The organism is Streptomyces sp. PTY087I2 (genome assembly GCF_001687325.1).
Classification (GTDB): Bacteria; Actinomycetota; Actinomycetes; order Streptomycetales; family Streptomycetaceae; genus Streptomyces.
In genome coordinates this window covers 50,973-76,206 of the sequence record NZ_LZRD01000026.1, presented here as the reverse complement: position 1 = coordinate 76,206, position 25,234 = coordinate 50,973, and the positions used below count along the sequence as shown (strand labels likewise).

25 protein-coding genes are annotated in these 25,234 nt (G+C 70.6%); 13 read left to right on the top strand and 12 right to left on the bottom strand.

Annotation, left to right across the window (positions count from 1 at the left end; translation table 11 throughout):
• The first annotated feature begins 114 nt into the window (after nt 1-114).
• The 5 genes from A3Q37_RS27220 (at nt 115) to A3Q37_RS27200 (ending at nt 5,061) form a co-directional block, all read left to right on the top strand.
• A complete protein-coding gene (locus tag A3Q37_RS27220; RefSeq protein ID WP_065488258.1) occupies nt 115-1,053 on the top strand; it encodes a cellulose-binding protein in 939 nt (312 codons plus the stop codon).
• An 88-nt stretch (nt 1,054-1,141) separates the two neighbouring features.
• Nucleotides 1,142-2,137, top strand: a complete 996-nt coding sequence (locus A3Q37_RS27215) for an ABC transporter ATP-binding protein (protein WP_065488257.1) — start codon at nt 1,142-1,144, stop codon at nt 2,135-2,137.
• A 5-nt stretch (nt 2,138-2,142) separates the two neighbouring features.
• The gene (locus A3Q37_RS27210) at nt 2,143-2,922 is read left to right on the top strand and encodes an ABC transporter permease (protein WP_065488300.1); all 780 of its coding nucleotides are present in this window, start codon (nt 2,143-2,145) and stop codon (nt 2,920-2,922) included.
• A gap of 130 nt (nt 2,923-3,052) precedes the next feature.
• Complete coding sequence (locus tag A3Q37_RS27205) at nt 3,053-4,213, top strand: ABC transporter ATP-binding protein (RefSeq protein ID WP_065488256.1); 1,161 nt, start codon at nt 3,053-3,055, stop codon at nt 4,211-4,213.
• Entirely contained in the window at nt 4,210-5,061 is an 852-nt protein-coding gene (locus A3Q37_RS27200) for an ABC transporter permease subunit (RefSeq protein WP_065488255.1), read from the top strand. The genes A3Q37_RS27205 and A3Q37_RS27200 overlap by 4 nt, the downstream gene beginning before the upstream one ends.
• Nucleotides 5,062-5,069: 8 nt before the next feature.
• Here the strand turns inward: A3Q37_RS27200 and A3Q37_RS27195 are convergent, their stop codons facing one another.
• Complete coding sequence (locus A3Q37_RS27195; RefSeq protein WP_065488254.1) at nt 5,070-5,399, bottom strand: ATP/GTP-binding protein; 330 nt, start codon at nt 5,397-5,399, stop codon at nt 5,070-5,072.
• A gap of 215 nt (nt 5,400-5,614) precedes the next feature.
• Here A3Q37_RS27195 and A3Q37_RS27190 point away from each other — a divergent pair, with 215 nt between their 5' ends.
• Nucleotides 5,615-6,664, top strand: coding sequence for an LLM class flavin-dependent oxidoreductase (locus A3Q37_RS27190; RefSeq protein WP_065488253.1), 1,050 nt, complete (start codon nt 5,615-5,617; stop codon nt 6,662-6,664).
• 114 nt (nt 6,665-6,778) lie between these two features.
• Here the strand turns inward: A3Q37_RS27190 and A3Q37_RS27185 are convergent, their stop codons facing one another.
• A complete protein-coding gene (locus A3Q37_RS27185; RefSeq protein ID WP_006127608.1) occupies nt 6,779-7,171 on the bottom strand; it encodes an SCO5389 family protein in 393 nt (130 codons plus the stop codon).
• A 272-nt stretch (nt 7,172-7,443) separates the two neighbouring features.
• Here A3Q37_RS27185 and nucS point away from each other — a divergent pair, with 272 nt between their 5' ends.
• Nucleotides 7,444-8,115 (top strand): endonuclease NucS, encoded by a 672-nt coding sequence (nucS, locus tag A3Q37_RS27180; protein ID WP_065488252.1) that lies wholly within the window; start codon nt 7,444-7,446, stop codon nt 8,113-8,115.
• A 73-nt stretch (nt 8,116-8,188) separates the two neighbouring features.
• Here the strand turns inward: nucS and A3Q37_RS27175 are convergent, their stop codons facing one another.
• The 4 genes from A3Q37_RS27175 to A3Q37_RS27160 all read right to left on the bottom strand — a co-directional run bounded on the left by A3Q37_RS27175 (nt 8,189) and on the right by A3Q37_RS27160 (nt 13,176).
• Entirely contained in the window at nt 8,189-10,684 is a 2,496-nt protein-coding gene (locus A3Q37_RS27175) for an AAA family ATPase (protein WP_065488251.1), read from the bottom strand.
• A gap of 238 nt (nt 10,685-10,922) precedes the next feature.
• Nucleotides 10,923-11,246: an STAS domain-containing protein gene (locus tag A3Q37_RS27170; RefSeq protein ID WP_003966237.1), complete on the bottom strand. Its 324-nt coding sequence runs from the start codon at nt 11,244-11,246 to the stop codon at nt 10,923-10,925.
• Nucleotides 11,247-11,523: 277 nt separating this feature from the next.
• The gene (locus A3Q37_RS27165) at nt 11,524-12,372 is read right to left on the bottom strand and encodes a 3-hydroxyacyl-CoA dehydrogenase family protein (protein ID WP_010060157.1); all 849 of its coding nucleotides are present in this window, start codon (nt 12,370-12,372) and stop codon (nt 11,524-11,526) included.
• 150 nt (nt 12,373-12,522) lie between these two features.
• Entirely contained in the window at nt 12,523-13,176 is a 654-nt protein-coding gene (locus A3Q37_RS27160) for a TetR/AcrR family transcriptional regulator (protein WP_065488250.1), read from the bottom strand.
• 107 nt (nt 13,177-13,283) lie between these two features.
• Between A3Q37_RS27160 and A3Q37_RS27155 the strand changes: the two genes are divergently transcribed.
• The 3 genes from A3Q37_RS27155 to A3Q37_RS27145 are packed head-to-tail and all read left to right on the top strand — an operon-like array spanning nt 13,284 to nt 15,412.
• Nucleotides 13,284-14,066: an ABC transporter ATP-binding protein gene (locus tag A3Q37_RS27155; RefSeq protein WP_065488249.1), complete on the top strand. Its 783-nt coding sequence runs from the start codon at nt 13,284-13,286 to the stop codon at nt 14,064-14,066.
• A gap of 10 nt (nt 14,067-14,076) precedes the next feature.
• Nucleotides 14,077-14,826, top strand: coding sequence for an ABC transporter permease (locus A3Q37_RS27150; protein WP_065488248.1), 750 nt, complete (start codon nt 14,077-14,079; stop codon nt 14,824-14,826).
• A 13-nt stretch (nt 14,827-14,839) separates the two neighbouring features.
• Nucleotides 14,840-15,412 carry a cob(I)yrinic acid a,c-diamide adenosyltransferase gene (locus A3Q37_RS27145; RefSeq protein WP_065488247.1) on the top strand — a complete coding sequence of 191 codons (573 nt, stop codon included), beginning with the start codon at nt 14,840-14,842 and terminating at the stop codon, nt 15,410-15,412.
• A 6-nt stretch (nt 15,413-15,418) separates the two neighbouring features.
• Here A3Q37_RS27145 and A3Q37_RS27140 read toward each other — a convergent pair whose 3' ends face one another.
• The gene (locus A3Q37_RS27140; RefSeq protein ID WP_065488246.1) at nt 15,419-15,991 is read right to left on the bottom strand and encodes a hypothetical protein; all 573 of its coding nucleotides are present in this window, start codon (nt 15,989-15,991) and stop codon (nt 15,419-15,421) included.
• A 150-nt stretch (nt 15,992-16,141) separates the two neighbouring features.
• Here A3Q37_RS27140 and A3Q37_RS27135 point away from each other — a divergent pair, with 150 nt between their 5' ends.
• The 3 genes from A3Q37_RS27135 (at nt 16,142) to A3Q37_RS27125 (ending at nt 20,026) form a co-directional block, all read left to right on the top strand.
• Nucleotides 16,142-17,341 (top strand): sensor histidine kinase, encoded by a 1,200-nt coding sequence (locus tag A3Q37_RS27135; RefSeq protein WP_065488245.1) that lies wholly within the window; start codon nt 16,142-16,144, stop codon nt 17,339-17,341.
• The gene (locus tag A3Q37_RS27130; protein ID WP_065488244.1) at nt 17,338-17,988 is read left to right on the top strand and encodes a response regulator transcription factor; all 651 of its coding nucleotides are present in this window, start codon (nt 17,338-17,340) and stop codon (nt 17,986-17,988) included. Before A3Q37_RS27135 ends, A3Q37_RS27130 begins: the two co-directional genes overlap by 4 nt.
• A 166-nt stretch (nt 17,989-18,154) precedes the next feature.
• Complete coding sequence (locus A3Q37_RS27125) at nt 18,155-20,026, top strand: glycoside hydrolase family 18 chitinase (protein WP_065488243.1); 1,872 nt, start codon at nt 18,155-18,157, stop codon at nt 20,024-20,026.
• Between the two features lie 115 nt (nt 20,027-20,141).
• Here the strand turns inward: A3Q37_RS27125 and A3Q37_RS27120 are convergent, their stop codons facing one another.
• The 5 genes from A3Q37_RS27120 to atpA form a co-directional block, all read right to left on the bottom strand.
• Complete coding sequence (locus A3Q37_RS27120) at nt 20,142-20,588, bottom strand: DUF2550 domain-containing protein (RefSeq protein WP_006127595.1); 447 nt, start codon at nt 20,586-20,588, stop codon at nt 20,142-20,144.
• Nucleotides 20,589-20,721: 133 nt separating this feature from the next.
• Complete coding sequence (locus A3Q37_RS27115; RefSeq protein WP_065488242.1) at nt 20,722-21,096, bottom strand: F0F1 ATP synthase subunit epsilon; 375 nt, start codon at nt 21,094-21,096, stop codon at nt 20,722-20,724.
• Between the two features lie 109 nt (nt 21,097-21,205).
• The gene (gene atpD / locus A3Q37_RS27110) at nt 21,206-22,648 is read right to left on the bottom strand and encodes a F0F1 ATP synthase subunit beta (RefSeq protein WP_065488241.1); all 1,443 of its coding nucleotides are present in this window, start codon (nt 22,646-22,648) and stop codon (nt 21,206-21,208) included.
• A complete protein-coding gene (locus A3Q37_RS27105) occupies nt 22,648-23,565 on the bottom strand; it encodes a F0F1 ATP synthase subunit gamma (protein ID WP_032778986.1) in 918 nt (305 codons plus the stop codon). Before A3Q37_RS27105 ends, atpD begins: the two co-directional genes overlap by 1 nt.
• 3 nt (nt 23,566-23,568) lie before the next feature.
• Nucleotides 23,569-25,140, bottom strand: coding sequence for a F0F1 ATP synthase subunit alpha (atpA, locus tag A3Q37_RS27100; RefSeq protein ID WP_065488240.1), 1,572 nt, complete (start codon nt 25,138-25,140; stop codon nt 23,569-23,571).
• Between the last annotated feature and the right edge of the window lie 94 nt (nt 25,141-25,234).

Below are 25,234 nucleotides of genomic sequence, written 5' to 3'. Positions count from 1 at the left end.
CCACTCAAAAGGGGTGTCATTCTCCAGATCAAACCGGCATCTTCACGCTGACACGCCGCAATGGCCCCTAGGATTCCCTCTATCACCTCACCGGTCTCATTCGACAGGAACCCCATGAGTGACCCTTCCTCCCCCTTCGGCTTCGAGCACGTGCGCCGTGGCTACGACCGCGGTCAGGTGGACGACCGCATCTCCAAGCTCATCGCGGACCGTGACAGTGCCCTGGCCCGAATCACCTCTCTGGAAAAGCGCATCGAGGAACTGCACCTCGAGACGCAGAACGCCCAGGCCCAGGTAAACGACGCCGAGCCGTCGTACGCCGGTCTCGGCGCCCGTGTCGAGAAGATTCTCCGCCTCGCCGAGGAGGAGGCCAAGGACCTGCGCGAGGAGGCCCGCCGGGCCGCCGAGCAGCACCGCGAGCTCGCCGAGTCGGCGGCCCAGCAGGTCCGCAACGACGCCGAGACGTTCGCCGCCGAGCGCAAGGCGAAGGCCGAGGACGAGGGCGTCCGCATCGTCGAAAAGGCGCAGGGCGAGGCGAACACGCTGCGCGCCGACGCCCAGAAGGACGCCCAGCAGAAGCGCGAGGAGGCCGACGCCCTCTTCGAGGAGACCCGCGCCAAGGCCGCCCAGGCCGCGGCCGACTTCGAGACCAACCTCGCCAAGCGCCGCGAGCAGTCGGAGCGCGACCTCGCGTCCCGGCAGGCCAAGGCCGAGAAGCGTCTCGCCGAGATCGAGCACCGCGCCGAGCAGCTCCGCCTGGAGGCCGAGAAGCTCCGCACGGACGCCGAGCGCCGGGCCCGCCAGACGGTGGAGACCGCCCAGCGCCAGGCCGAGGACATCGTCGCCGACGCCAACGCCAAGGCCGACCGGATCCGCAGCGAATCGGAGCGCGAGCTGGCGGCGCTCACCAACCGCCGCGACTCGATCAACGCCCAGCTGACCAACGTCCGCGAGATGCTGGCGACGCTGACCGGCGCCGCCGTGGCCGCCGCCGGCACCCCGGTGGAGGACGAGCCCGCCACCCGCGGTGTCCCGGCCCAGCAGACCCGCTGACACCCTCGTCGGTAACGCCTTACCCCCGTGTGCGCCCGGTTCCGCCTTTGTGGTGGCGCCGGGCGCTCTGGCGTTCTAGCGTAAGCGCATGATCGAGCTCGAGGGACTTACCAAACGGTTCGGCAGCAAGGTCGCCGTCGATCATCTGACGTGCCAGGTGAGGCCGGGCATCGTGACCGGCTTTCTCGGCCCCAACGGCGCGGGCAAGTCGACCACCATGCGGATGATGCTCGATCTCGACAATCCCACCAGCGGTACGGTGCGCATCGACGGCAAGCACTACCGCGACCTCCAGGAACCGCTGAAGTACATCGGGGCGCTCCTCGACGCCAAGGCGATGCACGGCGGCCGCAGCGCGTACAACAACCTGCTGTGCCTGGCCCAGAGCAACCGCATCCCGAGCAGCCGGGTCGACGAGGTGCTCGACATGGTCGGTCTGAGCGCGGTCGCGAGGAAGAAGTCCAAGGGGTTCTCCCTCGGCATGGGCCAGCGGCTCGGTATCGCCTCCGCGTTGCTGGGCGACCCCGAGATCCTGATGTTCGACGAGCCGGTCAACGGACTGGACCCGGAGGGCATCCACTGGATCCGCAATCTGATGAAGACGCTCGCGTCGGAGGGCCGGACCATCTTCGTCTCGTCGCACCTGATGAGCGAAATGGCGCTGACCGCCGACCACTTGATCGTGATCGGCCAGGGCAAGCTGCTCGCCGACACCTCGATGGCCGACTTCATCCACGAGAACTCCCGCAGCTACACGCGGCTGCGCTCGCCGCAGTACGAACGGCTGCGGGACGTGCTGCACCAGGAGGGCTTCACCGCCGTCGAGACGGCGGGCGGCGTCCTGGAGATCGACGGTGCCACGACCGAGGAGCTGGGCGAGCTGGCGGCCCGGCACCAGGTGGTGCTGCACGAGCTGAGTTCCCAGCGGGCCTCGCTGGAGGAGGCGTTCATGCAGATGACCGCCGGCTCGGTGGAGTACCACGCCCACTCGGACCGGGATCCGGGCGCCGAGCCCCCGGTGGTGGGGGCCGGCTGGGGCGAGAACTGGAACAAGCCCGGCTCCACCGACGGCAAGGGGGCGTGACGACCATGGCATCGGTACCCGCGGTTCTCACCTCGGAATGGACCAAGATCCGGTCGGTCTCCTCGACCACCTGGACCCTCATCTCCGCGTTCGCCGTCACGGTCGTGATGGGCGTGGCGCTGAGCGCCCTGCTGAACGCCACGTTCGACGACCTCTCCGAGGCGGAGCAGGCCACGTTCGACCCGACGTTCGTCAGCTTCTCCGGGACCATTCTCGGCCAGCTCGCGATGGTCGTGTTCGGGGTGCTCGTGGTCGGCACGGAGTACAGCTCCGGCATGATCCGCACCTCGCTGGCGGCGGTGCCCCAGCGCGCGACGTTCCTCTTCAGCAAGATCGCGGTGGCCGGCGGGCTGGCCCTCGTTGTGGGGCTGCTCACCAGCTTCGTCTCGTTCTTCCTGGGACAGGCGATGCTCGGCGACCGGGGCACCGGCATCGGCGCGGAGAACGTGCTGCGCGCGGTCGTCGGCGGCGGGCTCTACATGGGTCTGATCGCGATCTTCTCCATGGGCGTGGCGGCGATGCTGCGCAGTTCCATGCTGTCGCTCGGCATCCTGATGCCGTTCTTCTTCCTGGTCTCGCAGATCCTCGCGGCGGTGCCGGGGGCCAAGAGCGTCGCCCGGTACTTCCCGGACCAGGCCGGTTCGAAGATCATGCAGGTCCTCCCGGACGCGTTGAACAGCGATCCCGCCCCCTACGGGCCCTGGGGAGGGCTCGGCATCATGGTGCTCTGGGTGCTGGCCGCGGTGCTCGGCGGCTTCCTGGTCCTGAAGCACCGGGACGCGTAACGGTCCGCTCGCACGCTGTGCACAACTTGGCCGGAACCGACAGCGCCTGGTTATCCTCCTAACTCTTACGGGGGTGTGCGGCCGGGTGGCCCGAGCCCCCAACGACAGAGTGAGTCGATGGGGCTGGAGCATGATCGAGGCAGTAGGCCTGACCAAGCGCTACGGCGCGAAGACAGCCGTGGACGACCTTTCCTTCCAGGTGCGGCCGGGCGCCGTCACCGGCTTCCTCGGTCCCAACGGGTCGGGCAAGTCCACGACGATGCGCATGATCCTCGGCCTGGACCGCCCCTCCGCGGGTCATGTCACCATCGGCGGCCACCCCTACCGCAGCCTGCCCAACGCCCCGCGCCAGGTCGGCGCGCTGCTGGACGCCAAGGGCGTGCACGGCGGCCGCACCGCCCGCAACCATCTGCTGTCCCTGGCCCAGCTGGCCGGCATCCCGGCGGCCCGGGTCGACGAGGTCCTCGGCGTCGTCGGTCTCCAGGACGTCGCCAAGCGGCGCTCCCGCGGCTTCTCGCTCGGGATGGGGCAGCGGCTGGGGATCGCGGCGGCGCTGCTCGGCGATCCGCAGGTCCTGCTGTTCGACGAGCCGGTCAACGGTCTCGACCCGGAGGGCATCCACTGGGTCCGCAATCTGATGAAGACGCTGGCCGCCGAGGGGCGCACGGTCTTCGTCTCGTCCCACCTGATGAGCGAGATGGCGCTCACCGCCGACCATCTGATCGTGATCGGGCGCGGCCGGCTGCTCTCCGACATGAGCGTCACGGACTTCATCTCCGCCAACTCCGCCGACTTCGCCCGGGTCCGGGTGCCCGAGGACGGCCCCGAGGACCGGCAGAAGCTGACGGCCACGCTCATCGAGGCGGGCGGCCGGGTCATGTCGGAGCCGGGCGGGGCCCTGCGGGTCACCGGGCTGCCGCTGCCGAGGATCAGCGACCTGGCCCACGGCTGCGACGTACGGCTCTGGGAGCTGTCCCCGCACCAGGCGTCGCTGGAGGAGGCCTACATGCGCCTCACGCAGGGCCTGGTGGACTACCGCTCGACGGACGACGCCAAGGCGGGCCTCGTGGAGCCGCCGCCGCTGGACGCGTACGGGAATCCGCTCGGCGGCCACGCCGATGTGCCCGTGGCGCCGGTGGAGGTGCCGCAGGAGGGCTGGTTCGCCCCGCCGCCGCCCGGTCCGCGCCCGGCCCCCGAGCCCGCCCCCTCCCCCGCCGCGGAGCCGTCCCCGGCCGCCGAGCCCTCTTCCGCCGCCCCGGCCGGAGAGCAGACCAGCAAGGACCTGAGATGACGTCCCCGGCCACCCCGCAGGACCGCCGGCAGACACCGGAGGCGGGCCTGCTGAGCTTCTACGAGTCGCCGATCCCGATCCGGCCCGCCACGCTCGGCGACGCGATCGCCTCGGAGTGGACCAAGCTCCGTTCCGTACGCGCCACGGTCTGGACGCTCGGTGTGATGGTCGCGCTGATGCTGACGCTCGGCGTGAGCACCGCGCTGCTGCTCGCGGCGGACGGCACCGACCTGTCGGGCGAGCCCGCTCTGGCCCTCGGCTTCTTCGGGGTGCTGCTGGGCTCGATCTGTGTGATCACGCTCGGGGTGCTGACCATCGGCTCCGAGTACAGCACCGGCATGATCCGTACGACGCTGACGGCGTGCCCGAGCCGGGTCCGGGTGCTCGCCGCGAAGGCGATCGTCTTCTTCTCGCTGACCTTCGTGATCACGACGGTGACCGCCACGGTCGTGGCGGTGCTCCAGACCCTGATCCTGAGCGGTACGGTCGCCGCCTCGGGCAGCGCGTGGGTGCTCTCGACAGTCGGCGTCGGGCTCTACCTCGCGGGCCTCGGCCTGCTGTCGCTGGCGATCGGCGCGATCGTGCGGCACTCGGCGGGCGCGATCACCATCATGATCGGCGTGGTGCTGCTGCCGCTGGTCCTCGCGCTGTTCATGTTCGCCGACGACCTGCGGGGCATTCAGCGGTTCCTGATCGAGTACTCGATCCCGAACCAGCTGAGCGCGCTCTACGGTACGTCGATGACCAACTCCGGCACCTCCGCGTGGGAGCCGCTGCTGGTGATGCTGGGCCTGGTCGTGGTGGCGCTGGGCGGGGCGGTCGCGCTGCTGAACCGGCGCGACGTCTGAGAAGGACTTCAGTAGCGCGGGGCGTTGCGGGACCGCTGCACCTTGGTGGTGCGGCGGTCCTTCGCGTTCCAGCAGGCCTTGTGCCAGTGCCTGCGGTCGTCGATGCCGCCGTACTCCGGCCAGGTCACCAGGTGCGGGACGCCGGAGGGGATCTCCTGGTCGCAGCCGGGGCAGCGGTACCGCTTGCCCTGGGCGCTCGCGCCGCTGACCGGGCGCACCGACCACTCCTCGCCCTGCCAGCTCTCGGTGACCCCTCCCCCGCCGTACCGGCCGGGCGCCGTGCCGGGGCGTTCGTCGGGACTCTCGCCGCCACGGGGGCGGTTGCGGCGCGGGGACACGGGACACCTCACGGGAGCGGATCGGGCTTGGGTGCGACCAAGCCTAGGCCCTGGAGTTCGGGGCAGCTGTCCGGTCAGCCCGCCGGTGCGGTCCGGCAGTGGGGTGAGTTAGCGGAAAATCGCAACAACTTCCGCCCGGACCGTGCCTTTGGCACGTGTCAGACGTTGTTGCCGGTGGGGGAGAAACGCGTCGGGCCGCAAGGAGGCAAGAGACGATGCGCATCGGAACGTTCGTTCTGGCAGCCCAGTTCCCGGGACAGGGGCCGGGTGAGGCCCTGCACCGGGCCGTCCGGTCCACCGAGGCCGCGGAGGAGAGCGGGCTCGACTCGGTCTGGCTGGCCGAGCACCACTTCGTGCCGTACGGGGTCTGCCCGTCGGCGACGACGCTGGCCGCGCTGCTGCTGGGCCGCACCCGCAGGATCCGGGTCGGCACGGCGGTCAGCGTGCTGCCCAACCACCACCCGGTGGCGCTCGCCGAGCAGGCCGCGCTGCTGCATCTGACCAGTGGCGGGCGCTTCTCGCTCGGGGTGGGCCGGGGCGGTCCGTGGGTGGACCTGGAGGTGTTCGGCGGCGGTCTCGACGCGTACGAGAACGGCTTCCCCGAGGCGCTGGACCTGGTGCGCGACTGGCTGCGGGAGCCGCGTGTCGCGGGGCGCGGCGAGCGGTTCGGCTTCCGTGAGGTGGCGGTGGTGCCGCGCGCGGACGAGCTGCTGGAGGACCCGGCGGACGCCGGACCGGGCGCCACGGGGCCCGAGGTCGTCGTGGCGTGCACCTCGGCGAAGAGTGTGCGGCTCGCGGCGGCGCGGGCGCTGCCGATGCTCCTGGGCATGCACTGCGGGGACGAGGAGAAGGCGGAGATGGTCGCCCTGTGGCGTACGGCCGCGCGGGAGGCCGGGCATCCGCCCGAGGTGGTGGAGGGGGCCGCACATGTGTCCGCCGGGGTGGCCCAGATCGCGGACGCCGCCGGGGACGCCACCGAGATGCTGGTGAAGACGATGCCGGGCTGGCTGCGCCAGGGGCTCGACGCCCATGTCACGGTCGACGGCAGGCACCGCGTGATGCGGGACCCGGTCGCGTACACGGAACTGCTGTGCGGGCTGCACCCGGTGGGGACGCCACGGCTGGCCGCGGACCGGCTCGCGGCCACCGCCGAGCGGACCGGGATCACGCGGTTCGCACTGCTGGTGGAGGGGTCGGGCGATCTCGCGGCGACCGAGGAGAACGTGCGGCGGCTGGGCGCCGATGTGCTGCCGCTGCTCACCTGACCTGCGTCTGTGCATGGACAAGGACCTCGCGTGGGACATGTGGTGCGGTGGTACGGGAGCTGCCGCCCCGGAGCCAGTTGCACCTCCCGCGGCCCGGAACGGCAGCGGAAGCGTTCAGCAGTCCCGTAGTTCGGGCGACTGGTTGAGCAACTGGCCCCTCACCGAAGTGAACTTGGCCAGTCGGTCGTCGACCGAGGCGTCCAGCGGGAACACCGCCACGCGGTGGCAGTTCTGGAATGCGAGACGCACTCCGAAGTGCCGCTGGAGCGCGCCGCGTATCGCATCACTCGCGAGCGCGCGCAGCAGCTGACCACGAGCCTGCTCGTCCGGCGGCGGCGTCTGGTTGTCGGCGAACTCTCCGCCGTCGACCTTCAGCTGAGCCACCAGCGAGCTGATCATCTCCCATGCGAAGGGCAGGGAGGTCCGGACGCAGTCGACGAAGTCGGCTTCGTCGACCTCGCCTCGCTCGGCCTGTTCCAACAGCGCCGGTGAGACGTCGAGCGACATGGGTTCTCCTCTCGCGACCCCGGAGAGTGGCCGGGGCCTTACGGGCAGGGAAGGGGGGCGACGACGCAGCGTGCACGGGCGGCGACCTCCTGCTTCCACGGTAAGCGCGCAGTCGGGGCCGCACCAGGAGATTGGGAACACAACCGGCCAATAACGAAGGGGCGCAAAGAGGGGCAAGCCCGCGCCGCCCCGGTGCGGCGTGCACCGAGTGACGGGAGGCGACGGATGGGGAAATCGCGCCGGGCCCCTGTCGTCGAGTAGCGTTGCCCACCATGCGTCTCGTCATCGCCCGTTGCTCCGTGGACTACGCGGGCCGGCTCACAGCCCACCTGCCCTCCGCCCCCCGACTGATCCTGGTGAAGGCGGACGGAAGCGTCTCCATCCACGCCGACGACCGGGCGTACAAACCCCTCAACTGGATGTCCCCGCCGTGCACCCTGAAGGAGGGCGCCGACGGTGAGGAAGGCGTCTGGACCGTGGTGAACAAGGCGGGCGAAAAACTGATCATCACCATGGAGGAAGTCCTCCACGACTCGTCGTACGAGCTGGGCGTCGACCCGGGGCTCATCAAGGACGGCGTGGAAGCGCACCTTCAGGAGCTGCTCGCGGACCGGATCGAGATCCTCGGCGAGGGCCACACCCTGATTCGCCGTGAGTACCCCACCGCGATCGGCCCGGTGGACATCCTGTGCCGGGACGCGAACGGTCAGACGGTGGCCGTGGAGCTGAAGCGGCGCGGTGACATCGACGGCGTGGAGCAGCTGACCCGCTATCTGGAGCTGCTGAACCGCGATCCGCATCTGGCGCCGGTGCGGGGTGTCTTCGCCGCGCAGGAGATCAAGCCGCAGGCCCGGGTGCTGGCGACGGACCGGGGCATCGGCTGTGTGGTCCTGGACTACGACGCGATGCGCGGCATCGAGGACGACAAGCTGCGGCTGTTCTGACCGTCCGACGAGAGCCGGGTGGTTCACGCTTCCGCGTGAACCACCCGGCTCTCCGCTGTCCTGCCCGTCCCGTTCAGGCCGCCGCGTCGGACTCCGACGGGCTCGCGGACTCGACGGGCGCGGAGGCGGAGGCCGACTCCGCCGGGCCGCTCGCCGAGGAGGAGTCCTCCACCGGGGGCGGCTCCGGGGGCTCGTCGGTGGGCGTCGGGTCCGGCGACTCGGTCTCCGACTCGGAGGGCGTGGGGCTCGGGCTCTCGCTCGGGGTCTTCGTGGGCCGGGGCGACGTCTTCGTCGGCGTCGGCCTGCCCGATGTGCTGCTCTCCCCGTCCGTCGGCCGGCCCGTCGGCGACGTACCGGCGGAGGAGGAGGCGCTCGGGGAGGGCGAGGCGGAGGTGCTGGGGCTCGCCGGGTCCGAGGCGCTCGGGGCCGCGGACGTCTCGTCGGTGGGCGCCCCGGCCGGGGACGAGCCGTCCTCCGTCCCGTCGGCGGGCAGATCGTCGTCGGGGGCTTCCTCGGTGGCCGTCTGCTCGGTGGTGACGTTGCGGCTGTCCGGCTCGTCGCCGTCCGAGGTGACGCCGAGGGTGACGACAGTGCCGAGCACGGCGATCAGCAGGGCGCCCGCCCCCGCGGCGGCCAGGTTGCGCCGGGCGCCGCCCAGGATCGCGAGGCCGGAGACCTTGCGCGTGGCGGGGCCGGGCGGCAGCGAGGAGATAACCGTGGGCTCCTCCTCGGCGGTGTTGCGGAGGAACAGGGGCGGCCCGGGTATTCCGCCCGGCGGCGTACCGGGAAGGTCCTGGCGTACGGTGGCCGGCTCGGGGCCCGAGGGGGTCCCGCCGAGGGGGGCGAAGTCGCCGGAGCGGTCCGCGACCAGGGCGAGCGCCCGGCGTCCGGCCACGGCCCCGGACTTGTCGGCGAGCACGCCGCGCATCCCGATCGAGGTCTCCAGCTCGGTCCGGGCCCGGTCCGGGTTGCCGGTGCAGAGCGCGAGGACGCCCAACTCGTGGTGGAAGTAGGCCTCTTCGGCGACCTCACCGGCGATCCTGGCGGCCTCCTGGCCGATCCTGAGCGCCCGCTCCCAGGCTCCCCAGCCCAGACCCGCGGCGAAGGCCGGGGAGGCGCTGCGGGCCAGCAGGACGGCCGCGCTGGCCGCTCCCGCCTCGTCTCCCGGGACCAGCCGGGCCAGGGAGGCGACGATCGCGTCGGCCTCGGCGACGGCCCGCTGCGGGGTGACCGAGGGGTGCGAGGTCCACCAGGCGTAGTGCTGGGCGGCGGTACGGGCGTGGGAGGCGGCGTCGTCCTCGTAGCCGGCGGCCACGAGCTGGGCGAGGACTCCGGCGGCGAGGCGGTAGCGCGGGCCGGCCGGGGAGAGCAGATGGCAGCCCGCGAGTTCGCCGAGCGCGGCGTCCGCGTGGGTGTCGCCCACGAGGGCCGGCAGATGGGCCTGGTGGGGCACCTCGCCGCCGAGGGCGACGGCGAAGCGCAGGGTGGCCCGGGCCGCCTCGCTGAGCCGGGAGGCGAGCAGGGCGGCGGGCGCGGCGCCCTCTCCGAGGCTCGGCAGGGGGATGTCGAGGGTTTCGGCGGTGGGCGCTGCGGGCGGCGGGGGCGCGTCGTCCGCGCGTGGCTCGAAGTAGTCGTACTCGTCGAAGGCTTCCTCGGGCGCGGTGCTCAGCCGGTCGCGCTGGACGAGAAGGGAGCCGGCCTGGACGAAGCGGAGCGGCAGGCCCTCGGACTCGAACCAGAGGTCGCCCGCCCAGTTCCGCTCCTCCTCGGTGAGGGGGCGCTCGACGACCTTCTCCAGCAGGGCGAGCGAGGCGCCGCGGCCGAGGCCGGCGAGGAGGACCTCCTCCAGGTGGGCGTCGACGCCGGGGGTGGTGTCGGTGGTGGCGGCGAGCAGGAAGGCGCACTCGGGGGTGGCGGAGAGCAGTTCGTCGAGGGCCGCTCCGCCGATCTCCAGGTCGTCGACGGTGACGACGGCGCCGATGGTGCGGACGAGCGCGAGCAGTTCGTCGCGGTCGGGGCGGTGGCCCGGGGCCTTGTAAACGGCGTCGAAGAGGGCGTGCAGCAGGTCGGTGCCGGTGCGGCCGCGGCCGTTGAGGCGGACGACGCCGTCGGGGGCCAGGCCGGCGCAGTCGGCGGCGACGGCGTCGAGCAGGGCCGTGCGGCCGGACCCGGGCTGGCCGGTGAGGCGGACGCTGCGGCCGCGCGCCAGCAGCCGGACGAGGCGCTCGCGCTCCTCCTGCCGCTCCAGGAGCGGCAGCTGCGGGGCGGGCGGTCCGGCGGGCACGGGAGGTGCGCCGGCGCGTTCGTGGGCGGCGCGTTCGGCGGGGGTGCGGCGGACCGGGGCGTCGGGTCCGGAGCCGGGCGGGACGGCCTCGACCTCGCTGCCGTCGACGGGGTTGACCGTGAGGAGCAGATCGCCCGCGGTCAGCTGGACGACGCGGACCTGCTGCGGTGTCTGCGGGCCGAAGTCGCCGCCGGAGTCGCGGGACGGCCGACGGTGGCCGGGCTCGCCGCCGGAGCGGCCGTGGCCCTGCCCGTACTCATCGGGTGCCCGGTGTGTCGGGTCCATCGCAAAGTCCCCCAGACGCGTCGTGCGCGGTTGCCCCTCCCGGCCTCACACGCGCCCCGCTGTCGCTTCCGGTCCGGTGTCCGCCATGGGTTCGTTGTCATTCGGCGGACGGCCGAACCCTAGACCTTGGCACAGTATTCATGAAGCGCCGGGGTGCCACCCCGTCCAGGACGTCACGTTCCGGTGAGGATTGCGTGACTTCCGTGCCTGATGCCCGTGCCCGTCCGCCGGGCACTCCTCAGACGCGCGGCAGCGACTCGGCGGCGATGCCGCCCTCGATGGCCAGGATGCGGTGCAGCCGGGTGGCCACCAGGAGGCGCTGCATCTGCGGTGGCACGCCGCGCAGCACGAGGCGGCGGCCGGCCCGTCCGGCCCGGCGGTGGGCCCCCATGATGACGCCGAGCCCGGTGGCGTCCCAGGAGTCCAGCTCGGTCAGGTCCAGCACGAGGTCGCCGACTCCGTCGTCCACGGCGGAGTGCAGGACCGTACGGGCGTCCGCCGCGCTTCGGACGTCGAGGCGGCCCCCGACGACCAGCTCGGCGTGGTCGCCCCTGATGTGCATATGCGCTCCCCGGTCATGCTCCGTAGTAAGTCCGTCGGTCTGTCTGTCCGTCTGATCCGCCGTCGCCGCCGGCCGTGCCTCTGCCACCACTGACTGCCGCGGCGACAGGGAAGTTGCCGTCTGTAAGCGAACCGATACCGAATTCACTCGGTGGAGTGACTCCGGTTCGTCGGCTGCCGGTCATCGCCGGGTAGAATCCCCGGCTCCCCCGGCCCGGACGGCGGTGGGCCGGCCGGGCCGGGAGGGCTGGTCCGGTCAGGACCCGTCGAGGATCCGGTCAGTACGTGTAGAAGCCCTGCCCGCTCTTGCGCCCGATGTCACCTGCGTCGACCATCCGGCGCATCAGCTCGGGGGCGGCGAACTTCTCGTCCTGCGATTCGGTGTAGATGTTGCTCGTGGCGTGCAGCAGGATGTCGACGCCGGTCAGGTCCGCCGTGGCGAGCGGGCCCATGGCGTGGCCGAAGCCGAGCTTGCACGCGATGTCGATGTCCTCGGCGGTCGCGACGCCCGACTCGTACAGCTTGGCGGCCTCGACGACGAGCGCCGAGATCAGCCGGGTGGTGACGAAGCCCGCCACGTCGCGGTTGACGACGATGCAGGTCTTGCCGACCGACTCGGCGAACTCCCTTGCGGTGGCGAGGGTTTCGTCGCTGGTCTTGTAGCCGCGTACCAGTTCGCAGAGCTGCATCATCGGGACCGGCGAGAAGAAGTGCACGCCGACGACGCGCTCCGGGCGCTCGGTCACGGCCGCGATCTTGGTGATCGGGATGGCGGAGGTGTTGGAAGCGAGGACGGTGTGCTCGCCGACGACCTTGTCGAGGGCGCGGAAGATCTCGTGCTTGACTTCGAGCTTCTCGAAGACGGCCTCCACGACGATGTCCGCGTCGGCCACGGCGTCGAGGTCGGTGGTCGTGGTGATGCGGGCGAGCGCGGCCTCGGCGTCGGCCGCCTCCAGCTTGCCCTTGGCGACGAACTTGTCGTACGAGGCCTTGATCCCGTCACGGCCCCGGGTCAGCGCGGCGTCGGTGACGTCCCGCAGCACGACGTCCCAGCCCGCCTGGGCGGAGACCTGCGCGATCCCGGACCCCATGAGTCCGGCCCCGATGACGGCGAGCTTCCTGGCCACGTTCGCACCCCTTGGTTTCTGTTCGCCCGTGCGCTTGAGTTCACGGGGGTTCACATTGCTCTCCGGCGGAGGTTAGTACCCGTCGGGCGCGCTGGGGCGGCGAAGAGATGCGCGTCACGTCTCAGATGACGGACATCACACCGGGACGCGTCATTCGGCTCCGCGCCGGGCGTAGTTGAGGACCTGATCGCCGAGCAGCCCCTCGATCTCGTCGAGGACGCCGAGGGCGTCGTGGGAGACGTCGACGGCCTTGCGGCCCTTCATCATCTCCTGGCTGACATAGCCGACGAGGGCGTGTTCGATCCAGGCGATCTGGCCGCCGACGAGGAGCGGCAGCGGGTCGTCCTCGCTCGCGCCGGTGTCCTCGCGGAGGGTGGCGACGACGGTCTGGAGCACCTCCTGCTGGAGGTACCAGAGGCGGGCCTTGAGGGTGGGGGCGTCCTCGATGACGCGCATGAAGTCGGCGAAGCCGTCCATCAGGCCGAACTCCGGGGAGACGGCGACGACGGCGGCGCGCACCTCGCGCAGGACGGCTTCGGCGGCCGACTCGCCCTGGTCGCGGGCGCGGACATAGCGGGCGACGCGCTGGGTGACGCCCTTCATCCGGTCGAGGAAGAGGTCCTCCTTGGCCGGGAAGTAGTTGTAGACGGTGTTCACGGAGACATCGGCCAGTTCGGCGATCTCGGCCACGGTCACCGTGACGAAGCCGTGCTGGAGGAACAGCCCGGTCGCCATGTCCGAGATGCGCTGCTTGGCCTGGCGCTTCTTGCGCTCCCTGAGTCCCTCACCCGTGCCCTCACCCATGCCCTCATCGTAGGGCGCACCGAATGATCATGATGTCCCCGCATTTTTGGGTGGCCATAATTTTTGGAGTCATTGCATTTTTGTGGTCACTCTGTTTTTCTGGCCGCATGACCGTCATCAGCACCGCCGGGCTCGCCCGGACCTTCACGACGCCGAGCGGCCCGGTGGAAGCCGTCCGTTCCATCGACCTGACCATCCGCGCGGGCGAGATCGTCGCCCTCCTCGGCCCCAACGGCGCGGGCAAGACGACCACCCTGCGCATGCTCACGACGCTGCTCACCCCGACCGGCGGCGCGGCCACCGTGGCCGGCCACGACCTGCTCGCCGATCCCGCCGCCGTCCGCGCGGTCTGCGGGTACGTCGCCCAGTCCGGCGGCGTCGACCCGCATCTGACCGTCCGGGAGGAGCTGGTCACCCAGGGGCGGCTGTACCGGCTGGGCCGGGCGGAGGCGGCCGCGCGCGCCGAGGAGCTGGCCGGCGCGCTCGGCCTCGACGGGCTGCTCGACCGCAAGGCGGTGAGCCTCTCCGGGGGCCAGCGGCGGCGGCTCGACATCGCCATGGGCCTCACCCACCGCCCGGCCGTGCTCTTCCTGGACGAGCCGACCACGGGCCTGGACCCGGGCAGCCGGGCCGACCTGTGGGAGCTGGTGCGGAGCCTGCGCGACGAGACCGGCACCACCGTCGTCCTGACCACCCACTACCTCGACGAGGCGGACGCGCTGGCGGACCGGCTGATCCTGATCGACGGCGGCACGGTCGTCACCGAGGGCACCCCCGCCGAGCTGAAGACCCGGTACGCCGGCTCCCTCGACGCCTCCCTCCAGGACGCGTTCCTGGCCGCCACCGGACGCCCCGTCACCCCTGCCGACGCCGCCCCCGTAGCCGTATAGGACCCGTTCCGTGCTCTTCCACGACACCGCGATCGTCTTCGGGCGGTACGCCCGGCAGACCCTGCGCTCCCGCTTCCAGGTCCTCTTCGGCCTGCTGATGCCGCTGCTCTATCTGCTCTTCTTCGGCCCGCTGCTCCAGGACCTCCCGCTCGGCTCCCCCGCCGACTCCTGGCAGATCCTCGTGCCCGGCCTGCTGCTCCAACTCAGCCTGTTCGGCGCGTCCTTCGCCGGTTTCGGGATCCTCATCGAGAAGTCGACGGGCGTGGTGGACCGGATGCGGGTGACCCCGGTCAGCCGGCTGGCCCTGCTGCTGGGGCGGGTGCTGCGCGACGCCCTGCTCTTCACCTTCCAGGCCGTCCTGCTGGTGCTCGCCGCCCTGCTCATGGGGTTGCGCGCGCCGCTGGCGGGCGTCCTCATCGGCTTCGCGTTCACCGCCGCGCTGGCGGCTTCGCTGGCCTCGCTCTCGTACGCCCTGGCGATGCGCGTCAGCACCCCGCAGGAGTTCGGGCCGGTGATCAACGCGGTGACGATGCCGGCCATGCTGCTCTCCGGGCTGATGCTGCCCATCACGCTCGGTCCCGGCTGGCTGGACGTGCTCTCGCACTTCACCCCGTTCCGCTATCTGGTGGACGCGGTACGGGACGCCTACAGCGGCTCGTACGCCACGACGCACATGCTGTACGGGGTCCTGGTCGCCGTGGGCTTCGCCGCCGCGGCCGTGACGGTGGGCACACGGGTCTTCCGCCGGGCCGGAGCGTAACTACGCTGACCCCATGGTCAATCTGACGCGCATCTACACCCGGACCGGCGACCAGGGCACGACGGCCCTCGGCGACATGAGCCGCACCGCCAAGACCGATCTGCGGATCTCGGCGTACGCGGACGCCAACGAGGCCAACGCGGTGATCGGGACCGCCATCGCGCTGGGACAGCTGTCCGAGGACGTAGTGAAGGTCCTCGTACGGGTCCAGAACGACCTGTTCGACGTGGGCGCGGATCTGTCCACCCCGGTGGTCGAGGACCCCAAATACCCCCCGCTGCGGGTCGAGCAGTCCTACGTCGACAAGCTGGAGGCGGACTGCGACCGCTTCCTGGAGGAGCTGGAGAAGCTGCGCAGCTTCATCCTGCCGGGCGGTACGCCGGGGGCGGCGCTGCTGCACCAGGCGTGCACGGTGGTCCGGCGGGCCGAGCGGTCCACCTGGGCGGCGCTGGAGGTGCACGGCGAGACGATGAACGCCCTCACCGCCACCTACCTCAACCGGCTCTCCGACCTCCTGTTCATCCTGGCGCGGAGCGCGAACAAGGAGGTCGGGGACGTGCTGTGGGTGCCGGGCGGTGAGCGCTGACACCTCCTAGAGGCGGTCGGCCGGCTCGCGGTCCGGCGCCTCGTCCCTGGGGGCCTGCTTCGGGAACAGGGTGTAGCTGCCGGCGATGATCAGGTTGATCCCGATCACGAGGCCCATCTTCTGCTGCCAGGACCGCAGCGAGCTGATCGCCCCGTCCGGGCCGACGTACCAGATCGCCGCCTGGAGCAGGCCCAGGGCGACCACCGCGGCGACGATCCAGCGGGCGGCCGTGCGCCACTCGTGGATCGCGCGGGCCGTGCCGTACTTCGGCGGCTTGACCGGTGGCGGGCCGCCGAACCAGCGGTGGGCGACCCAGGCGTCCACCTTCTTGACGGTGTGGTGGCCCAGCCCCACCGTGAAGCCGATGTAGACGGCGGCCAGCCCGTGCTTCCAGTCCGGCTCGGCCCCGTTCTTCAGATCGACGGCCGTCACCACCAGCAGCACGACCTCCAGCAGCGGCTCGCACAGCAGCAGGGCCGCGCCGAGCCGCGGCTTCCTCGCGACGTACCGCAGGGTCAGTCCGGCGGCCAGCAGAACCCAGAACGCGACCTCGCAGGCCACGACCAGTAGGGCGATCACGACTCTCTCCTCCCGTTCCCCTCCAGCCTCCCGGCCGCCGGGCGCGGTTACGTCGTCGGCGGTGACGAAACCGGACTGCATCCTTCGATGTAGTCGCGGATCGGCCCGCGTAGGGAGGTCCGGGAGCGGCGCTGCGTGTTGGATGGAGGGGTGCTCACCTCGATCCGCCCCGACCGCGACGCGGTGGCCCTGGCCGTCTCCGGGCTGCTCGGGGGGCTGCTGCTGTGGCTGCTGGGCCTCCACACCCAGGGCGGCCACCCCTTCTCCGCGCCCTGGGTCACCCTCGTACCGCTGACCGTCATGGCGGCGGCCGAGCTGCTGCGCCGCGACGCCCCGCGTACGGCGCTAGCGATCGGGGCGTTCGCGCTGGTGGCGGACCAGTTCACCCGGGGCAGCCTCGCCACCGTCCTGATGTTCACGGACGTGATGTACGCGGCCGTGCTGTACGGGACCCCGGCCGCAGCCCGCCGTCTCCCGGTGGCCACGCTGTTGATCACCGTGGCGTCGACGATCGGTTTCCTGGCCTGGTTCCGTAAACCCGAGGCGCTGCTGATCGGCCTGGTCATCGGGCTGGTCTCCTTCATCCCCGCCCTCACCGGGGTCAGCGTGCGCACCCACCGCGCCGCCGCCGACGCGGCCCGGCTGGCCGCTGCCCAGACCGCGCGGCTCGCCGAGATGGACCGGACGCAGGCGGTGATCGCCGAGCGGGCGCGGATGGCGCGGGAGCTGCACGACATGGTGGCCAACCATCTCTCCGCGGTGGCGATCCACTCCACGGCGGCCCTGTCCATCGACGACCGGGAGACCTCGCGGAACGCGCTGAAGGTGATCCGGGAGAACAGCGTCGAGGGGCTCGCGGAGATGCGCCGGCTGATCGGGCTGCTGCGGGAGGGCGGCGAGGACCGGGCGCCGGCCGCGGCTCCGACGCTGGCGGCCCTGGACGCTCTGATCGAGCAGACGAACGCCAACGGGGCGTCCGGCGGGCTCGTCTGCACCCTTCAGGACACCCGGGGCCCGGGGGCGGATGCCCTGCCGACGCCGGTCGAGCTGGCCGCGTACCGGATCGTGCAGGAGTCCCTGACCAACGCCCTCAAGCACGCGGCGCCGGGTCCGGTCGTGGTGCGGCTCGGCCAGGGCGGGGAGCTGCTGACGGTCGAGGTGACCAGCGCGTTCGGCAGCCGGACCGGGCCCACGGCGCCCGGATCGGGGGCGGGTCTCGTCGGTATGCGGGAGCGGGTGGCGCTGCTCGGCGGGACGTTCCGGGCGGCGGCCGAACCGGGCGGCGACGGCACGAAGATCTGGCGGGTGCGGGCCGAACTGCCCGTACGGGAAAGGGAGCTGCGGGAATGACGATCCGGGTACTGGTGGCCGAGGACCAGGCGGCCGTGCGCGCGGGGCTCGTACTGATCCTCTCCAGCGCGCCGGACATCGAGGTCGTCGGGGAGGCGGGGGACGGCGAGGCGGCGGTGCGCCTGGCCCGTGAACTCCGGCCGGATCTCGTCCTGATGGATGTGCAGATGCCCCGGCTGGACGGGGTCTCGGCGACCCGCCAGGTGGTGGCGGAGGAGCTGGCGGACGTCCTCGTGCTGACCACGTTCGATCTGGACGAGTACGTCTTCGGGGCGCTGCGCGCGGGCGCCTGTGGCTTTCTGCTGAAGAACTCCGACGCCCGCGAACTGCTGGAGGCGGTACGGACGGTGGCGCGCGGCGAGGGGCTGATCGCCCCGGCGGTGACCCGCCGGCTGATCGCGGAGTTCGCGGGGGCCACGCCCGTACGCGCGAGGGAGACGGCCGATCCGGTGGTGCTGGACACCCTGACCCGGCGGGAGCGGGAGGTGCTGGGGTGTCTGGGCGAGGGCCTGTCGAACGCGGAGATCGCGGCGCGGCTGTCGATGGCGGAGGCCACGGTGAAGACCCATGTCAGCAGGCTGCTCGGGAAGCTGGAGCTGCGCAGTCGGGTCCAGGCGGCCGTTCTGGCACAGGAGTTGGGGATCTGAACCGGGGATCGATCTTTGGTCCAGACCTCTTGACGGTTGGTCCAGACCTTTCTACTGTCACCGAACACACACTGCGGTGAGTACGAGAGCACCCGTACTCAGGGCGGCGCAGGGTTTGCAGTCCACGAATCACCCCCGTTTGCTGGACCTCACCCGAGGAGCACCGTTGAGCACTGAAACCCCCCAACGCCGTTCCAGATTCAGATGGATGCCCGCACTCAGCGGCAGATCCAAGGTCGTCGCGGGCCTGACCGCGCTGGTCGTGCCGCTGGCCGCGATGGTGGGGCTTGCCTCCCCCGCCTCGGCAGCCGCGTCGGCCACCGCCACGTACACCAAGAAGTCGGACTGGGGCAGCGGCTTCGAGGGCCAGTGGACGGTGAAGAACACCGGCACCACCGCCCTCTCCTCCTGGACCATCGAGTGGGACTTCCCCTCGGGCACGTCGGTCGGCTCCGCCTGGGACGCCTCCGTCACCAGCAGCGGCAACCACTGGACCGCCAAGAACCTCGCCTGGAACGGGACCGTCGCGCCCGGCGCCAGCATCAGCTTCGGCTTCAACGGCAGCGGCTCCGGCTCCCCCACGGGCTGCAAGCTGAACGGCGCCTCCTGTGACGGCGGCACCGTCCCGGGCGACAACGCGCCCTCCGCCCCCGGCAAGCCCACCGCGAGCGACATCACCGACACCTCGGTGAAGCTCAGCTGGACCGCGGCCACCGACGACAACGGCATCAAGAACTACGACGTCCTGCGCGACGGCGCGAAGGTCGCCACGGTCACCGGCACCACGTACACCAACACCGGGCTGACCGCGGGCACCGACTACTCCTACGCGATCCAGGCCCGCGACACCGCCGACCAGACCGGCCCGGTCTCGGCCTCCACCGCCGTGCGCACCACCGGTGGCGGCGGCGAGCAGCCCGGCGGCGACAAGATCAACCTGGGCTACTTCACCAACTGGGGCACCTACGGCCGCAACTACCACGTCAAGAACCTGGTGACGTCCGGCTCCGCCTCGAAGATCACGCACATCAACTACGCCTTCGGCAACGTGCAGGGCGGCAAGTGCACCATCGGTGACTCCTACGCCGACTACGAGCGCGCCTACACCGCCGACCAGTCCGTGGACGGCGTCGCCGACACCTGGGACCAGCCGCTGCGCGGCAACTTCAACCAGCTGCGCAAGCTGAAGGCCAAGTACCCGCACATCAAGATCCTCTGGTCCTTCGGCGGCTGGACCTGGTCCGGCGGCTTCGGCCAGGCCGTGCAGAACCCCGCCGCCTTCGCCCAGTCCTGCTACGACCTGGTCGAGGACCCCCGCTGGGCCGATGTCTTCGACGGCATCGACCTGGACTGGGAGTACCCCAACGCCTGCGGTCTGACCTGTGACACCAGCGGCCCGGCCGCGATCAAGACCATGGCCGACGCGATGCGGGCCAAGTTCGGCCCGAACAACCTGGTCACCGCCGCCATCACCGCGGACGGCTCCGACGGCGGCAAGATCGACGCCGCCGACTACGGGGGCGCGGCCCAGTCCTTCGACTGGTACAACGTGATGACGTACGACTTCTTCGGCGCCTGGGCGGCCCAGGGCCCGACGGCCCCGCACTCCCCGCTGACCTCGTACGCCGGCATCCCGCAGCAGGGCTTCACCTCCGCCGACGCCATCGCCAAGCTGAAGGCGAAGGGCGTCCCGGCCAAGAAGCTCCTCCTCGGCATCGGCTTCTACGGCCGCGGCTGGACCGGCGTCACGCAGTCCGCCCCGGGCGGCACGGCGACCGGCGCGGCCACGGGTACGTACGAGCCGGGCATCGAGGACTACAAGGTCCTCAAGAGCAGCTGCCCGACCACCGGCACCTTCGCGGGCACCGCCTACGCCCACTGCGGCACCAACTGGTGGAGCTACGACACCCCGGCCACCATCGGCACCAAGATGACCTGGGCGAAGAACCAGAACCTGGGAGGCGCGTTCTTCTGGGAGTTCTCCGGTGACACCAGCAACGGTGAACTGGTGAACGCGATCGACAGCGGCCTGAAGTAATCCCCACGCTGTAGCACGAAGCACGGAAAGCACGACCCCGGAAAAAGCACCGGGGAGACGGGTCCGTCCCCCGTCTCCCCGGTTTTTCGCTGTGTACGAGCGGGTGTACGGCCCGCTACGCGACGTTCACCCTCTGGCCGGGCGGTGCCGCCTCCAGCCAGGCGAGGAAGCCGGTGAGGGCGTCCTCGCTCATCGCCAGCTCCAGGCGTGTCCCCCGGTGGAGACAGCCGAGCACGACGGAGTCGGACAGGAGCGCCAGCTCCTCCTCGCCCTCCGGCATCCGGCGGGCGATCACCTCGATCGCAGAACGCTCCAGGCCCCGGCGGGGGCGAGGAGCGTAGGAGAAGACCCGGAACCAGTCGACGCGGTCACCGCTGTAGCGGGCGACGCCGTACACCCAGCCTTTGCCGAGGGAGTCCGGTTCCTCCGAGACATCCCAGCGCAGACTACAGTCGAAGGTCCCTCCGGAGCGCTGGATCAGCCGCCGGCGCAGACCGAAGACAAACAGTCCCAGCAGGACCATGACGACGACGGACAAGCCCACCCACAATGCGAGGACCATCTCCACCGACCTCCTCGCATCGTCGAGTAGCGAACACCGAAACCGTATTGCACCTGCATCGCCTCAGCCGCGACACGGCTGGATCGCTCCAGCTCGGGCCGCGGCTGAGTAAAAACATCTGTCCGTGGGGGTGCTAGAGCACCGCCACCGCACGCAGACGGATCTCGGCGCGCCGCTCGGCGGCAGCGTCGGCATCCGACTTCGCGAGCTCCAGCGCCCGCTCGGCGCGCTCGACATCGATCTCGTCGGCCAGCTCGGCGATCTCGGCCAGCAGCGACAGCTTGTCGTCCGCGAACGAGATGAATCCACCGTGCACGGCGGCGACGACGGTGCCGCCCTCGCTCGTGCGGATCGTCACCGGGCCCGATTCCAGCACACCGAGAAGCGGCTGGTGACCGGGCATGACGCCGATGTCGCCGGACGTGGTACGCGCGACGACCAGGGTGGCCTCGCCGGACCAGACACTTCGGTCCGCGGCGACCAGCTCGACATGCAGCTCAGCAGCCAAGGGTGGCTCCTCGGGTCACCACCCGGCCGCCCGGCCGGGTGTTGGGTCAATTCTACGGGGCGTGGTGAGGGGGGCGGGACACACCCACCCCCCTCGGTGAGCCGGAGGCTCAGGAGACGCCGAGCTCCTTGGCCTTGGCCTTGAGGTCGTCCAGGCCACCGCACATGAAGAACGCCTGCTCGGGGAAGTGGTCGTACTCCCCGTCGCAGATCGCGTTGAACGCGGCGATCGACTCGTCGAGCGGAACGTCCGAACCGTCCAGGCCGGTGAACTGCTTGGCGGCGTGGGTGTTCTGCGACAGGAAGCGCTCGACGCGACGGGCACGGTGGACGACGAGCTTGTCCTCCTCGCCCAGCTCGTCGATACCGAGGATCGCGATGATGTCCTGGAGGTCCTTGTACTTCTGGAGGATCCCCTTGACGCGGCTGGCCGCGTTGTAGTGGTCCTGGGAGATGTAGCGCGGGTCCAGGATGCGGGACGTGGAGTCCAGCGGGTCCACGGCCGGGTAGATGCCCTTCTCCGAGATCGGACGGGAGAGAACCGTCGTCGCGTCGAGGTGGGCGAACGTGGTGGCCGGGGCCGGGTCGGTCAGGTCGTCCGCGGGGACGTAGATCGCCTGCATCGAGGTGATCGAGTGACCACGCGTCGAGGTGATGCGCTCCTGGAGCACACCCATCTCGTCGGCCAGGGTCGGCTGGTAACCCACCGCGGACGGCATGCGGCCGAGCAGCGTGGAGACCTCGGAGCCGGCCTGCGTGAAGCGGAAGATGTTGTCGATGAAGAGCAGCACGTCCTGCTTCTGCACATCGCGGAAGTACTCCGCCATGGTCAGGGCGGACAGGGCCACGCGCAGACGCGTCCCCGGCGGCTCGTCCATCTGGCCGAAGACGAGCGCGGTCTTGTCCAGCACGCCCGAGTCGGTCATCTCGTCGATGAGGTCGTTGCCCTCACGGGTGCGCTCACCGACACCGGCGAACACCGACACACCGTCGTGCAGCTTCGCCACACGCATGATCATTTCCTGGATGAGGACCGTCTTGCCGACGCCCGCACCACCGAAGAGGCCGATCTTTCCACCCTTGACGTACGGGGTGAGAAGGTCGACGACCTTCAGGCCGGTCTCGAACATCTCGGTCTTGGACTCGAGCTGGTCGAAGGCCGGGGCCTTGCGGTGGATCGGCCAGCGCTCGGTGATCTGCGACTCGGCCTCGGGCTCGTTCAGGATCTGACCGAGGGTGTTGAAGACCTTGCCCTTGGTCACGTCACCGACGGGGACGGTGATGCCCGTGCCCGTGTCGGTCACCGGGGCCTGGCGGACCAGACCGTCGGTGGGCTGCATGGAGATCGCGCGGACCACGCCGTCGCCCAGGTGCTGGGCCACTTCGAGGGTCAGCGTCTTGCGGGCGCCGTCCTCGGCCGGGTCGGCGACCTCGACGTGAAGGGCGTTGTAGATGTCCGGCATCGCGTCGACGGGGAACTCCACGTCGACGACCGGGCCGATGACCCGGGCGACGCGGCCCGTGGCAGCGGCCGTCTCAACTGTCGTCGTCATTACTTGTCACTCCCCGCGGTCGCGTCGGCCAGGGCACTGGCACCGCCGACGATCTCGCTGATTTCCTGGGTGATTTCGGCCTGGCGGGCCGCGTTGGCAAGCCGGGACAGGCTCTTGATGAGGTCCCCGGCGTTGTCGGTGGCCGACTTCATCGCGCGGCGGCGGGCGGCGTGCTCGGAAGCGGCCGCCTGAAGCAGGGCGTTGTAGATACGGCTCTCGACGTAGCGCGGCAGAAGGGCGTCCAGGACGTCCTCGGCCGACGGCTCGAACTCGAAGAGCGGGAGGATCTCACCCTTGCGGGTGCTCTCCCCGGCCACCTCGTCGAGCGAAAGCGGCAGCATCCGGGCGTCGACCGCGTTCTGCGTCATCATCGACACGAATTCCGTGAAGACGATGTGCAGCTCGTCGACGCCGCCCTCGGCCGTCTCGTTCTGGATGGCCTCGATCAACGGGGCGGCGATGCGCTTGGCATCGCTGTACGCCGGGTTGTCGGTGAAGCCGGTCCAGGAGTCGACGACCTTGCGCTCGCGGAAGCCGTAGTACGCGACACCCTTGCGGCCGACGATGTACGTGTCGACCTCCTTGCCCTCGGAGGCAAGGCGCTCCCGCAGTCGCTCCGCGGCTTTGATGGCGTTGGAGGAGTAACCGCCGGCCAGACCGCGGTCGCTCGTGATGAGCAGGACCGCGGCCCGGGTCGGGGTCTCGACCTCGGTGGTGAGCGGGTGGTTGGCGTCGGAGCCGGTCGCCACCGCGGTCACCGCGCGGGTGAGCTCGGTCGCGTACGGCTGCGATGCCGCCACCTTGCGCTGCGCCTTGACGATGCGCGAGGCGGCGATCATCTCCATCGCCTTGGTGATCTTCTTGGTCGCGGTGACGGCTTGGATGCGGCGCTTGTAAACGCGAAGCTGAGCGCCCATCGATCAGCCCTCGCCCAGGAGCTTGCCGTCCGAGGTCTCGAACTGCTGCTTGAAGGCGGCGATCGCGTCGGCGATCGACTGCAGCGTGTCGTCGGACATCTTGCCGCCCTCGGCGATGCTGGTCAGCAGGTCCTTGCGCTCGCGGCGCAGGAACTCCAGCAGCTCGCTCTCGAAGCGACGGATGTCCTCGACCGGGACGTCGTCCATCTTGCCCGTGGTGCCGGCCCAGACCGAGACGACCTGCTCCTCCATCGGGAACGGGGCGTACTGCGGCTGCTTCAGCAGCTCGACCATGCGCTTACCGCGCTCCAGCGAGGCCTTCGAGGCCGCGTCCAGGTCGGAACCGAAGGCGGCGAACGCCTCCAGCTCGCGGTACTGGGCGAGGTCCACGCGAAGCCGGCCGGAGACCTGCTTCATGGCCTTGTGCTGGGCGGAGCCACCGACTCGGGAGACCGAGATACCGACGTTGAGCGCCGGACGCTGACCCGCGTTGAACAGGTCGGACTCCAGGAAGCACTGGCCGTCGGTGATGGAGATGACGTTGGTCGGGATGAACGCCGACACGTCGTTCGCCTTGGTCTCGACGATCGGGAGGCCCGTCATCGAACCGGCGCCCATCTCGTCGGAGAGCTTGGCGCAGCGCTCCAGCAGACGGGAGTGCAGGTAGAAGACGTCACCCGGGTAGGCCTCGCGGCCCGGCGGGCGGCGCAGCAGCAGGGACACGGCGCGGTAGGCGTCGGCCTGCTTCGAGAGGTCGTCGAAGATGATCAGGACGTGCTTGCCCTGGTACATCCAGTGCTGGCCGATGGCCGAACCGGTGTACGGCGCCAGGTACTTGAAGCCGGCCGGGTCGGACGCCGGGGCGGCGACGATGGTCGTGTACTCCAGCGCACCGGCCTCTTCGAGCGCACCACGCACGGAGGCGATGGTGGAACCCTTCTGACCGACGGCGACGTAGATGCAGCGGACCTGCTTGTTCACGTCGCCCGAGCGCCAGTTGTCGCGCTGGTTGATGATCGTGTCGACGGCCAGCGCGGTCTTACCCGTCTGACGGTCGCCGATGATCAGCTGACGCTGGCCGCGGCCGATCGGCACCATGGCGTCGACGGCCTTGTAGCCGGTCTGCATCGGCTCGTGCACCGACTTGCGGACCATGACGCCAGGGGCCTGTAGCTCGAGGGCGCGGCGGCTTTCGGTCTCGATCTCGCCGAGACCGTCGATCGGGTTGCCGAGCGGGTCGACGACGCGGCCGAGGTAGCCCTCGCCGACGCCGACGGAGAGCACCTCACCGGTGCGCTGCACCGGCTGGCCCTCCTCGATTCCGCTGAACTCGCCGAGGACGATCGCACCGATCTCGCGCTCCTCGAGGTTGAGGGCGAGACCGAGGGTGCCGTCCTCGAACTTCAGCAGCTCGTTCGCCATGGCGGAGGGCAGACCCTCCACCTTCGCGATGCCGTCGCCGGCAACGCTGACCGTACCGACCTCCTCGCGCGAGGCCGCGTCCGGCTGGTACGACTGGACAAAGTTATCCAGTGCGTCCCGGATCTCCTCCGGCCGGATCGTGAGCTCCGCCATCTGGGTTCCCTGCTCTCCTTGTTGGGCCCGAAGTTTCTTAAGGGGGTCTGGGGGCCGACCCCCAGGAATCTTCTGCAATTTCTGCACGGCCCAA

Excerpts from the sequence above, each read along its gene's own strand:
- A3Q37_RS27220 (WP_065488258.1), top strand. The coding sequence starts at position 115 with ATGAGTGACCCTTCCTCCCCCTTCGGCTTCGAGCACGTGCGCCGTGGC.
- A3Q37_RS27215 (WP_065488257.1), top strand. The coding sequence starts at position 1,142 with ATGATCGAGCTCGAGGGACTTACCAAACGGTTCGGCAGCAAGGTCGCC.
- A3Q37_RS27210 (WP_065488300.1), top strand. The coding sequence starts at position 2,143 with ATGGCATCGGTACCCGCGGTTCTCACCTCGGAATGGACCAAGATCCGG.
- A3Q37_RS27205 (WP_065488256.1), top strand. The coding sequence starts at position 3,053 with ATGATCGAGGCAGTAGGCCTGACCAAGCGCTACGGCGCGAAGACAGCC.
- A3Q37_RS27200 (WP_065488255.1), top strand. The coding sequence starts at position 4,210 with ATGACGTCCCCGGCCACCCCGCAGGACCGCCGGCAGACACCGGAGGCG.
- A3Q37_RS27190 (WP_065488253.1), top strand. The coding sequence starts at position 5,615 with ATGCGCATCGGAACGTTCGTTCTGGCAGCCCAGTTCCCGGGACAGGGG.
- A3Q37_RS27185 (WP_006127608.1), bottom strand. The coding sequence starts at position 7,171 with ATGTCGCTCGACGTCTCACCGGCGCTGTTGGAACAGGCCGAGCGAGGC.
- nucS (WP_065488252.1), top strand. The coding sequence starts at position 7,444 with ATGCGTCTCGTCATCGCCCGTTGCTCCGTGGACTACGCGGGCCGGCTC.
- A3Q37_RS27175 (WP_065488251.1), bottom strand. The coding sequence starts at position 10,684 with ATGGACCCGACACACCGGGCACCCGATGAGTACGGGCAGGGCCACGGC.
- A3Q37_RS27170 (WP_003966237.1), bottom strand. The coding sequence starts at position 11,246 with ATGCACATCAGGGGCGACCACGCCGAGCTGGTCGTCGGGGGCCGCCTC.
- A3Q37_RS27160 (WP_065488250.1), bottom strand. The coding sequence starts at position 13,176 with ATGGGTGAGGGCACGGGTGAGGGACTCAGGGAGCGCAAGAAGCGCCAG.
- A3Q37_RS27155 (WP_065488249.1), top strand. The coding sequence starts at position 13,284 with ATGACCGTCATCAGCACCGCCGGGCTCGCCCGGACCTTCACGACGCCG.
- A3Q37_RS27145 (WP_065488247.1), top strand. The coding sequence starts at position 14,840 with ATGGTCAATCTGACGCGCATCTACACCCGGACCGGCGACCAGGGCACG.
- A3Q37_RS27130 (WP_065488244.1), top strand. The coding sequence starts at position 17,338 with ATGACGATCCGGGTACTGGTGGCCGAGGACCAGGCGGCCGTGCGCGCG.
- A3Q37_RS27120 (WP_006127595.1), bottom strand. The coding sequence starts at position 20,588 with ATGGTCCTCGCATTGTGGGTGGGCTTGTCCGTCGTCGTCATGGTCCTG.
- atpD (WP_065488241.1), bottom strand. The coding sequence starts at position 22,648 with ATGACGACGACAGTTGAGACGGCCGCTGCCACGGGCCGCGTCGCCCGG.
- A3Q37_RS27105 (WP_032778986.1), bottom strand. The coding sequence starts at position 23,565 with ATGGGCGCTCAGCTTCGCGTTTACAAGCGCCGCATCCAAGCCGTCACC.
- atpA (WP_065488240.1), bottom strand. The coding sequence starts at position 25,140 with ATGGCGGAGCTCACGATCCGGCCGGAGGAGATCCGGGACGCACTGGAT.